Origin of the sequence: Stagnihabitans lacustris, assembly GCF_025950525.1 — a bacterium.
Classification (GTDB): Bacteria; Pseudomonadota; Alphaproteobacteria; order Rhodobacterales; family Rhodobacteraceae; genus Stagnihabitans.
The window spans coordinates 775,965-784,052 of the sequence record NZ_JAPDGS010000002.1 but is presented as its reverse complement, the minus strand read 5'-3'; the positions used below and the strand labels follow the sequence as shown (position 1 = coordinate 784,052).

Annotated in this window: 8 protein-coding genes; 2 read left to right on the top strand and 6 right to left on the bottom strand. The window is 65.8% G+C overall.

The window, feature by feature from the left end; translation table 11 throughout:
• Positions 1-40: 40 nt before the first annotated feature.
• The 3 genes from NX862_RS08510 to NX862_RS08500 all read right to left on the bottom strand — a co-directional run bounded on the left by NX862_RS08510 (position 41) and on the right by NX862_RS08500 (position 2,932).
• Positions 41-235, bottom strand: coding sequence for a hypothetical protein (locus NX862_RS08510; protein WP_264493459.1), 195 nt, complete (start codon positions 233-235; stop codon positions 41-43).
• On the bottom strand, positions 222-1,877 hold the full coding sequence (locus NX862_RS08505) for an amidohydrolase (RefSeq protein ID WP_264493458.1): 1,656 nt from the start codon (positions 1,875-1,877) through the stop codon (positions 222-224). The genes NX862_RS08510 and NX862_RS08505 overlap by 14 nt, the downstream gene beginning before the upstream one ends.
• Before the next feature lie 98 nt (positions 1,878-1,975).
• On the bottom strand, positions 1,976-2,932 hold the full coding sequence (locus NX862_RS08500) for an agmatinase (RefSeq protein WP_264493457.1): 957 nt from the start codon (positions 2,930-2,932) through the stop codon (positions 1,976-1,978).
• Between the two features lie 187 nt (positions 2,933-3,119).
• Here NX862_RS08500 and NX862_RS08495 point away from each other — a divergent pair, with 187 nt between their 5' ends.
• Both NX862_RS08495 and NX862_RS08490 read left to right on the top strand, forming a co-directional pair.
• Entirely contained in the window at positions 3,120-3,485 is a 366-nt protein-coding gene (locus NX862_RS08495; RefSeq protein ID WP_264493456.1) for a bactofilin family protein, read from the top strand.
• Positions 3,482-4,252: an enoyl-CoA hydratase gene (locus tag NX862_RS08490; protein WP_264493455.1), complete on the top strand. Its 771-nt coding sequence runs from the start codon at positions 3,482-3,484 to the stop codon at positions 4,250-4,252. The genes NX862_RS08495 and NX862_RS08490 overlap by 4 nt, the downstream gene beginning before the upstream one ends.
• Positions 4,253-4,297: 45 nt before the next feature.
• Here NX862_RS08490 and NX862_RS08485 read toward each other — a convergent pair whose 3' ends face one another.
• Genes NX862_RS08485 through NX862_RS08475 form a run of 3 tightly spaced genes read right to left on the bottom strand, consistent with a single transcriptional unit; the run spans position 4,298 to position 8,063 of the window.
• Entirely contained in the window at positions 4,298-5,473 is a 1,176-nt protein-coding gene (locus NX862_RS08485; protein WP_264493454.1) for an MFS transporter, read from the bottom strand.
• The gene (locus NX862_RS08480; protein ID WP_264493453.1) at positions 5,470-6,939 is read right to left on the bottom strand and encodes a carboxypeptidase M32; all 1,470 of its coding nucleotides are present in this window, start codon (positions 6,937-6,939) and stop codon (positions 5,470-5,472) included. The genes NX862_RS08485 and NX862_RS08480 overlap by 4 nt, the downstream gene beginning before the upstream one ends.
• Positions 6,936-8,063, bottom strand: coding sequence for a COX15/CtaA family protein (locus NX862_RS08475; protein ID WP_264493452.1), 1,128 nt, complete (start codon positions 8,061-8,063; stop codon positions 6,936-6,938). The genes NX862_RS08480 and NX862_RS08475 overlap by 4 nt, the downstream gene beginning before the upstream one ends.
• Between the last annotated feature and the right edge of the window lie 25 nt (positions 8,064-8,088).

Genomic DNA, 8,088 nt, shown 5'->3' with positions numbered 1-8,088 from the left:
CGCTTCGTTCCGTCGCTACCGTCGTTCGGTGAAGCGGTGTTTAGGCCCAGGTCACAAAACCCGCAAGAGGAAAAATCGGGCCATGTGACGATTTTTTGTCGGCCTTCAAAAAATACCCAAGCCTGCTTGAAAAAATCGCTTTGAAAAAACTTGGAACCGTCGTTTCCTGTATGACTTCGCGGGCCGACTTCTCCACAGAAACCGGCCCGCTTGTGGATAAGTCAAGCGAATCCATGGGCTTGGTGGGTCACGCGACCCGCCGAAACCGTCAAAGCGATTCCCATCGCGCCGATTTGCGCAAAGGACGTCGCCTCGATATCGCCATCCAGCAGCACCAGATCCCCCGCCAGACCGATCCGCAGCGTCCCGGTCACATCCTCCAGCTTGGCCGCCCAGGCGCCGCCGGCCGTATAGCCATGCAGCACCTCCATCAGTGTGAACCTTTCGTCCAAGGCCCCCTCATAGGTCGCCCGCGTCATCGCCGCCTGGATGCCGCGCAGGATCGAGATATCCGTGACCGGCCAATCCGAAGCCAAGGCCACCGGCGCCCCCGCCTCTTTCAGCGTCTTCCACAGATAGGCGTCGTCCCAGCGATCCTTCCCGATGATCTCCTCCATCACCGGCGAGAAGGGAAAGTCCATCGCCCCCGGAGGATGCGGCGGCTGCACCGAGGCGGTGATCCCCAAGGCCCCCAGCCGAGGGATATCGGCCTTGTCGATCAGCTCGATATGTTCGATCCGGTGGCGGGCATCGCGCCGCCCGTTGCGCTCCATCGCGGCCTGATAGCCGTCGATCGTTTGCCGCACGGCCCCATCGCCAATGGCATGAACCGCAATCTGCAGGCCCCTCCGGTCAATCTCGGTGCAGACATCCTGGAACTGCTGCAGCCCGAACAGCGGCTGCCCGCGCGCCGTGGTCCCCGGATAATCCCGCAGCATAAAGGCCGTGCGGCTGTCCACCACGCCATCCATGAACATCTTCACAAAGCCCGACCGCAGCCAGTCGCTGCGGTATAGCCGGTCCATCTCGGACGCCCGCTCCAGCTCCGCCAGCCCCATCGAGGGTTTCATATGGAAAGGCACGACCACCCGCGCGGTCAGATCCCCCGCGGCCTCAATCTCGGCCAGAACCTGCAGCGTGTATAGATTGCCGTCCATATTCACCATCGAGGTCACGCCATGCGCCGCGCAATGCGCCAGGCCGCGCCGGAAATGCACCGCATCCGCCGCCCGCTCCGCCGCCCCCGCAACCGGCTCTCCCCCGGTGGCAATCCCCACATTCATCCGCTCCAGCCCCGCAGCGCGGATCACCGGCCCAAAGGCCTCGAACTCGCGCAGCTCTCCGGTGGCCAGGCCATCCGCCCCCATCACCACCTCATGCCCCTCGGGCATCACGGCCCCATGCAGCAGCCCGCACAGCTCCAGCGCCTTGGTATTGGCCCAGACCGTGTGATGATCCGGCGAGGTCATGGCAATCGGCCGATCCGCAATCACCGCATCCAGCAGCAGCCGCGGCACGCCCTCCCCCAGACAGCCATAGCCCGCCCCCTGCGCCATCAGAACGACATCGTCGCGCCCCACCGCATAGGCGCGGAAGGCCGCGGCCACAGCGTCGAACCCGTAAACCCCGCCCAACTGCAATTGCCCCAGCTCTGACCCGCCAAGCCCAAGATGCAAATGGCTCTCGACGAACCCCGGCAGCAGCGTCCGCCCCCCGGCCTGAACCACCCGCGTGCCCGGCCCGCGCAGCGTCAGCACAGCCGCATCCGACCCCACCGCCACGATGCGCCCCCCCGCGACCGCGACCGCTTCGGCTCTGGGCCGCCCCGCATCCATCGTCAAAACCCGCGCACCACAAACGATCAGATCCGCTTCCATATCTCTCACCCTGCCCGAGAACTCCCGCCCTCGTCTTTCATCTTTTCAAAAATATCCCGGTGGGGTCCGGGGAGGCAGCGCCTCCCCGGGGCTTCCCCCTAACGCTCCGCCATGACGCACAAGAGCTCAAACATCAGGTTCACCGCCAGCCAGGCCGTATTCCCGGTCTGGTCAAACGGAGGCGACACTTCCACCAGATCCGCCCCCACGACATTGGCCCCCCGCAAGGCCCGCGCGACCTGCAAAGCCTGCCACGAGTTCGGCCCGCCCACTTCCGGCGTCCCCGTCCCCGGCGCAAAGGTCGGGTCCACGAAGTCGATGTCATAGGTCACATAGGTCTCACCGTCGCCGATGATCTCGCGGACCTCGGCCATCACGTCATCGACGCCACGGCGATGGAACTCTTCGATGCCGATGATGCGGATGCCATTGGCCGCGGCATAATCCCAATCGTCGCGGCCATAGGCCGTGCCGCGGATGCCCACCAGCACATAGCGCGCCGGGTCGATCAGCCCCTCTTCCATCGCGCGGCGGAAGGGCGTGCCATGGGTATACTTCCCCGTCCCGAAATAGCAGTCGTTCAGGTCGGTATGGCTGTCAAACTGCACCAGCCCCAGCTTGCGCCCCTTGGCGAGCCCCCGCAGGATCGGCAAGGTGCAAAGGTGGTCGCCGCCTCCGGTCAGGGGCCTGACCCCCGCCACGCGCAACCGGTCGTAAAACGCCTCCATCCGCGCAAGACTGTCCATCAGATCGGCCGGATTGGGCGAGACATCACCAAGGTCCGCGCAATTCTGCAATTCAAAGGGCGCCACCCAGGTCGCGCCATTCTTGGCGCGGATCATCGTCGACAGATCGCGCAACTGACGCGGCCCATGGCGCGGCCCCGGCCGGTTCGTCGTGCCCCCATCCCAAGGCGCCCCCACCAGGCCGATCGTCACATCCTTGAACCGCGGATGATCGAAGTCCACGTAAGGCAGCCGCATGAAGGTCGGCACGCCCGCGAATCGCGGCAGGTCCAGCCCGGACACCGGTTGAAAGAACGGATCACCCGCCATGATAGTCTCCATATTCCACCGCAGGGCGAACCCCCGCGCTTGCCCGCCAGTCAACACCCCCCGGACCGCCCCCACAAGCCCATCCGCGACACCCAAAGGGCGGGAAATGACGCCCGCCCCTTGGCCCCCTCTTGACCACGCCCCCCCTTTCCGTCCTTATCGGCCCAACCTTTTCGGGACCTGACACATGTTCACCAAGACCGAGCCGATGACTGCCCCCACCACGACCGCCCGCCCTGGCGCCAATACGAAATCCATCCTGGCCTCCGATTTGCGCATCGTGGGGGAAATCTCCTCCTCCGGTCAGATCGAAGTCCTGGGCGAGGTCGAAGGCAACCTGGTCGCCAAGGGCCTGCTGATCGGCACCGAAGGCCGCGTCTCGGGCACGGTCAATTCCGACATCGTCGAGGTCAAGGGCGTGCTCAGCGGCTCGGTCAAGTCGCAAAGCTTTGCGCTGCGCTCCACCGCCGAGGTTCAGGCCGATGTCACCTATTCGACCCTGACCATCGAAAGCGGCGCCCAGATCGAGGGCAAGTTCGCCCTGAACAAATGATTGCGGTCAGCCATCTCGGCCCGATCACCCGACTTACGCTGCAAAACGGCGCCAAGCTGAACCCCTTGTCCAGCGACATGCTTCAGGCCTTGACCGACGCGGTCGAGGCCTTTGCCTTGTCCCCCGCCCGGGTCCTGGTGATCGCCGCCGAAGGCCGCGCCTTTTGTGCCGGCCATGACCTGCGCGAGATCCAGGGCTTTCGCGCCGATCCCGACGGCGGCCAGGCGCGGATGACCGCGCTTTTCACCCAATGCAGCGCGCTCATGACCCGCATCGCCACCCTGCCCAAACCGGTCATCGCCGAGGTTCAGGGCATGGCCACCGCCGCGGGCTGCCAACTGGCGGCCTCTTGCGATTTCGTGGTGGCCTCGGATCACGCGCGGTTCGGGGTGAACGGCATCAACATCGGCCTGTTCTGTTCGACCCCCATCGTGGCCCTGTCGCGCAAACTCCCGCCATCGGTTGCCTATGAACTGGCCGCCACCGGCGATTTTCTGGATGCCCCCCGCGCCATGGCCCTTGGCCTCGTCACCCGCATCGCCCCGCCCGAGGCGCTGACCGCCATGACGATGGACCTTGCCGCAAAGCTTGCAAGCAAACTTCCCAGCGCCCTGGCCATCGGCAAACAGGTCTTTGCCGCGCAAAATGGCCTGCCCCTGGATCAAGCCTATGCCGCGGCCACCCCCCTGATGGTGGAAAACCTGATGAGCCCCGACACGAATGAGGGCCTGCAAGCCTTCCTGGAAAAGCGCCCGCCCCGCTGGTGATCTGGTATCCCGGGCTAGGCAGCCGAAACAGAGCCCTGCGCCGGATCAGCCCTCGACGCGCGGACGGGTCACGACCACGGCCAGCAGCAGCGCCGCCAGCGCAAAGCCCAACAGCGCCACATAGACCGCCTCGGTCCCCACCCCGTCCAGCAGGAAGGCCCCCAACGAGGGCGCCGCCGCCGTCGCCAGGATCGGCGAGACGGCCGAAGCACCCGAGACCGCGCCAAAGCCGCGCCGCCCCAGGACCTCACCCACCAGCATGGGGCGCATGATCGACATCAGCCCCACCCCTGCGCCCTGCACCGCCACCACGACAAAGACCAGCATCGGCGCGGCCCCGGCGGCGATCAGCAGGACGGCGGCCACCACGACCGAGGCCAGAGCCACCCGTGTCGCAGCCCGGTTGGTCACGCGGCCTCCGCCAAAGACCAGGACCAGGCGCCCGACCAGTTGCGCGGGCCCCAGGCAGGCGGCGGCAAAGGCTGCGGCTTCGCGGCCCACGCCACGCTCTTCGAACAGCGGCAGGATATAGGTCAGCAATATCCCGTGATCCAGCCAGATCAGCGCAAAGATCCCGGCGATGCCCCAGAACTCCCACCGCCGCAGGGCCGCGCGCAAGGCGCCCTCGGCGGCTTCGTGGACCGGGCTTTCGCCGCGCCCAAGCCGGCGCATCGCATAGATGTTCAAGGGCACGGTGACGACCAATGTCATCGCCGCAAAGACCGGATAGGCGCCCTGCCCGCCCAAGGCCCCCGCAAGGTAATGCCCCAGCGGAAAGGTCATGGTCCCCGACAGGCCCGCAACCAGGGTGATCCGCGTGATCCCCTCGCGCGCATAGGGGCCAAGGTGGCGGGCCAGGATGGCAAAGGTGCTTTCATAAAGGCACCCCGCCTGGGCCACCCCCATCAGCGCCCAGACCGCCCACCATTGCCAGACCTGCGTGACGAACCCCAAGGCGCCGACGCAGACCACCGCCAGCACCGGCATCCAGACCATCAGCCCCGCGCCGCGCCCCCGGTCGACCAAACGCCCGGTCAGAGGCGTCAGACCCGCCATGACCAAGGACCCCAGCGTCGGCCCGAAGGCCAGCGCCGCCTTGCTCCACCCGGTTTCCTCCAGCAGATCGGGCAGCATGGCCGGATAGGCATAAAAGACCCCGGCGTAGATCACCAAAAGCCCAAGCGCCAGCGCCCAGACCGCCCGCGCCTGATCCCGTGTCACAACCCGTAAAGCCCCGCGAACTTGGCCTCAAGGTAGTCCAGAAGCGGCCCTTCATGCGGGGCGAAACCGCAGGCATGGGCGATGGTGTCGGCCGGCGCGCGCAGGCCGCCTTGCGACTGCAACCGGTCTTTCAGCCAACCGACCGCGCCCGAAGTGTCGCCCTGTGCCAGCGCCTCTTCGACCCCCGGCACATCACGGCGCAGCGCCACCCACAGGCAGCCCGCATAGACATTGCCCAAAGTATAGGTCGGGAAATAGCCGAACAGCCCCACCGACCAATGCACATCCTGCAAGACCCCGTTCGAGGGCTTGTCGACCTTGACGCCGAAATCGGCCAGGAAGCGGGCGTTCCAGGCGGCCTCCAGGTCGCCCACCGCCAGATCACCCCGGATCAACGCGCGTTCCAGGTCAAAGCGCATCATGATATGCAGGTTGTAATGGACCTCGTCGGCTTCGGTGCGGATATAGCCGGCCTGAACCCGGTTCACGGCCTTCAGGAAATCCTGAGCCGAGCCCACCCCGATCTCGCCAAACCGCGCCTTCATCCGGTCGTAAAGCCACAACGCCATCGCGCCCCGGCCGATCTGGTTTTCATAGATCCGGCTTTGGCTTTCATGAACGCCCATCGACACGCCACGCCCGACCGGGGTCATCTTCAGCGCCCGGTCGATGTTCAGCTCATAAGAGCTGTGCCCGACCTCGTGGATGGTGGAATACAGGCAGTTGAACGGATCGCTTTCGACCACCCGTGTGGTGATCCGGCTGTCATCGCCGGTCCCGGATGAAAACGGATGGACCGCCAAGTCCAGACGCCCGCGGGTGAAGTCATAGCCATAGGCCTCGGCGACCTCACGGGCCAGCGCCAGTTGACCTTCGGCGGGGAAATGGCCCTCGACCTTGGGCGCCGCGCGGCCCAGCACCTTTTCGCGCAAAGCCACCAGCCGCGGCCGCATCCGGTCGAACATCGCGCCGATGGTGGCCGCCGTGGCGCCGGGCTCGTAGTCGTCCATCAAGGCGTCATAGAGATCGCCGCCCTGGGCCAGACACGCGGCCTCTTGGCGGCGCAGATCGACCACCTTTTGCAAGGTCGGCAAAAAGGCCGCGACATCTTGGGCCGCCCGCGCTTCGGCCCAGACCCCTTGGGCCACCGAAGTCACCCGGGCGAGGTCCTGCGCCAGCGCCCCCGGGATCTTGACCGCGCGGTCATGCGCCCGCCGGATCAAGCGCAGTTGCGCGGCCCCGGCCTGGTCTGGAGCCTCGGCCGCGGCCAGCCACTCCCCCACCCGCGGATCGGTGCGGCGGGCGTGCAGGATGCCCTCCATCGCGGCCATTTCCTCGCCGCGCTGATGCGAGGCCCCGCGCGGCATCATGGTTTCCTGATCCCAGCCCAGCCTTTCGGCCACGGCCGACAGGGCCTGTGTCTCGCGCTCAAACGCCATCAGATCGGTGTATGCGTGGTTGTTCATGCCGTTCCCTCCCGGATCGAGCCCTGCACCGGGGCCCCCGCCAAATGTCTGGCCCGCATCACAAGGACCCAAAGCACGATGGCCATGACCTGATGCGAAATCGCCGGATGCAGGCTTGCGGCCGACAAGACGGTGACGATGCCAAGGGCGATTTGCGCCAACAGCGCCAGGCCCACCCAATGAAAAGCCCGCCGCGTCGCCGCATGGGCAGATTTGCGCCCCTTCAACCAGGCATAGACGCCATAACCGGCAATCGCATAGGCCAGCATCCGATGGGCGAACTGCACCACGGCGGGGTTTTGCAAAAAGCCCACCGGCACGTCGAACGCATCCGGCGGAAAGAAGGCGCCGTTCATGTCCGGCCAGGTCGGGTAATATTGCCCGGCATCAACACCCGCAACCAGGGCGCCAAAGATCACCTGCAGGAAAAGGAAATGCATCAACCCGGTGGAGACCCCGAACAACCGCTTCTCGCGCCCGCGCCGGGCCTGCATCAGCTGCGCCTCGGTCCGGCCCAGTTGAAAGACCCATTCCGAAATCAGCCCAAAGATCAGGAAGGCCCCGGCCAGATGCGCCGCCAGCCAGACATTCGCCACCGAAACCATGCCCTCACGCAGGCCCGAGGACACCATCAGCCAGCCCACAGCGCCTTGCGCGCCGATCAGCGCCCCCAAAAGCCACAGCCGCGGCGACCAGCCCACCGGCACCTTGCGCGTCAAGGCAAGGCCCGCAAAGCCCACAGCCCAGACCAACCCGATGACCCGGCCCAACTGCCGATGCCCCCATTCCCACCAATAGATCGTCTGGAACTGCTCCATCGAGATATTGGGGTTCATCAGCTGCCCCTGGCTCGACTCCTTGTATTTGGCGAATTCCGAGGTCCAATCGGCCTCATTCAGCGGCGGAATGGACCCCATGACCAGGTTCCATTCGGTGATCGACAGCCCGCTTTCGGTCAGCCGTGTCAGGCCACCGACAGGGATCATCACCGCAACCAGAAGAAAGATGGTGACAAGCCAGGCCCGCACCGCATGGCGCCCGCCCAAAGATCTGGCGATCATGCCGGCCTTGGGGCCTTCGACCTTTTGGCCGACCTCTTCGAAAATGCTGCGCTTGCCCGCCATGGATGACCCCTTCTTTGCGGCGAAA

Excerpts from the sequence above, each read along its gene's own strand:
- NX862_RS08505 (WP_264493458.1), bottom strand. The coding sequence starts at position 1,877 with ATGGAAGCGGATCTGATCGTTTGTGGTGCGCGGGTTTTGACGATGGAT.
- NX862_RS08475 (WP_264493452.1), bottom strand. The coding sequence starts at position 8,063 with ATGGCGGGCAAGCGCAGCATTTTCGAAGAGGTCGGCCAAAAGGTCGAA.
- NX862_RS08480 (WP_264493453.1), bottom strand. The coding sequence starts at position 6,939 with ATGAACAACCACGCATACACCGATCTGATGGCGTTTGAGCGCGAGACA.
- NX862_RS08500 (WP_264493457.1), bottom strand. The coding sequence starts at position 2,932 with ATGGCGGGTGATCCGTTCTTTCAACCGGTGTCCGGGCTGGACCTGCCG.
- NX862_RS08495 (WP_264493456.1), top strand. The coding sequence starts at position 3,120 with ATGTTCACCAAGACCGAGCCGATGACTGCCCCCACCACGACCGCCCGC.
- NX862_RS08510 (WP_264493459.1), bottom strand. The coding sequence starts at position 235 with ATGGATTCGCTTGACTTATCCACAAGCGGGCCGGTTTCTGTGGAGAAG.
- NX862_RS08490 (WP_264493455.1), top strand. The coding sequence starts at position 3,482 with ATGATTGCGGTCAGCCATCTCGGCCCGATCACCCGACTTACGCTGCAA.